The 1,742-nt window shown below is 33.6% G+C and carries 1 protein-coding gene; it reads right to left on the bottom strand.

The genetic code is table 11. The features are described from left to right. Positions 1 to 351: 351 nt before the first annotated feature. On the bottom strand, positions 352 to 1,368 hold the full coding sequence (locus tag CDZ78_RS20020; RefSeq protein WP_087871529.1) for a replication initiator protein A: 1,017 nt from the start codon (positions 1,366 to 1,368) through the stop codon (positions 352 to 354). Positions 1,369 to 1,742 lie beyond the last annotated feature (374 nt).

Here is a 1,742-nt window from a genome sequence, read left to right as displayed (position 1 = left end):
ATTTCCCTTCGCCTACCACGGACTATTAATCCATCCAGGATTAACAGCGACAGTTAAAAGAAAAAGATACTTTACTGAAACAAGCAGAAAAACAGCAATCAGCTTTAACTAAGCAAATTGAAGAGTTAATGAAAAAGCTATCAAAATAAATACTAAAGATGGGAAGCCTATTTTTCTCCTGCATGATGTTCTATTCATGAGCGGCATAAAAACAGGTTATAGCCGGTTTTACACAAATATTTGTTTTTTTGCGACAGAACCCAGAACCTAATTAACTTATGTATTTCATCCGTGTTGAAGAGTCCTTAAAAGAACCCCGAAAACACCAGCTAAGAAGCCAGCGGAATAAGGCTATTTTAAAAGGTGTGCTACTTGCATTTTACAAAAACCGATAAAAGCACCATCGGGGTTATTAGGGGATTCTTTACCTTCTATCCATTGCAACCATTCGGCTTCCACAGTGTATTTATCCATTCCATGAGGGCGTAATATTTTTGATGCGTTCTCATAGGTTTGAGGTTTTAAGCGTGGTTTATGATCCGTCTTAGGTTCATTAACTACCGCAATGCGAGGGCGAACAATTAACTTATCTTTTTTATCTTTGTCGAAAGTAATTTTATATTCTGGTAAATTGTCGCTTTCGATGATTTCTTTTATAACACCGCGAAAATTACGAATTGTATCCTTTGTACCAGTTTTTTTATGCAGCTTTTCTAATCCTATTGACCATACTTTTTGATGACCACAATGTTTACGACATAATTCGTAAATACGTCTTTCTAGGGGTTTGCTTAGTCTAAAATAATCAGGTGATAAGTTTAATACTTCTTTAGCTAATATTGCATTATAGAGCCAATTAGAAAGCTTTATTTCTAATCCCTCCATACGTCCTTTAGGTGTTTCTCTAATTATTTTCCAGTTATCAATTAAGCTGAAACCTTCTGTTTCTTCTTTGCCACCAGTAATAATACAAGTTGTTATAGTTGTGCCTTTTAATCTTTGAAATGATGTTTTTAGGCGTTCATAAGTGCGGCCATCTGTTCCTCTATTGATTGATACAAGTAAATCATAGGCTGAAAACTGGATAATTTGGCTAGGCTCTTCGCCTAGATTTATCTTAGCTATAATCTGACTAATAGCAAAAATAAGAATATCTTTATCAAAGATTGTTGCCATTCCGTAGGCACTAGGAGCTATTTCTATATATTCGCCGTTATGTTCATATCTTCTAATCTCTTTATCAGGATTTTTTGATAGGGAAAAGAAAGGGTGTTCCATACTTGCTATGTCATCTTTTGGCGTAGCATCGAGAATATCACAAATAAATAAATCATTTTGTGGGTGCTTACGCCTTAAAAGTTTAGCCATATTGTAGTAATCCTTTTGCAGGTGATAGCACGATAGTTAAAATTAGATATAAGTATCGTGCTATCACCTGCATTTTTTAATTATCAAAATAGCTGTAACCTTTGGTATATATGACTTGTAGAAACTTTCCAAAAAAGCGTAACACTAATACTTTAACAAAATATATAACACTAGGAGTTAATCCACTGTGGATAACATTATTTTTTTTTAGGCTTATCCAATACCTTCGCCAAAATGAAAATACACTCATTTTTATGAATTTTACAGCCTATCACTCGATGTTCAAGTTTTTGGCTCTATGTGAAATACAGTGGGTAGTCGAATTTTAACTTACCACAAAGAAAGTAAATCATATTGATAAAATTATTAATATT

The sequence above is a fragment of the Bathymodiolus platifrons methanotrophic gill symbiont genome (assembly GCF_002189065.1).
Lineage (GTDB): Bacteria > Pseudomonadota > Gammaproteobacteria > Methylococcales > Methylomonadaceae > Methyloprofundus.
The sequence above is the reverse complement of the archived record's forward strand: the minus strand, read 5'-3'. Positions and strand labels throughout refer to the sequence as shown.

What these genes read in the sequence shown, in the direction of transcription:
- CDZ78_RS20020 (WP_087871529.1), bottom strand. Translation starts at nt 1,368, where the DNA reads ATGGCTAAACTTTTAAGGCGTAAGCACCCACAAAATGATTTATTTATT.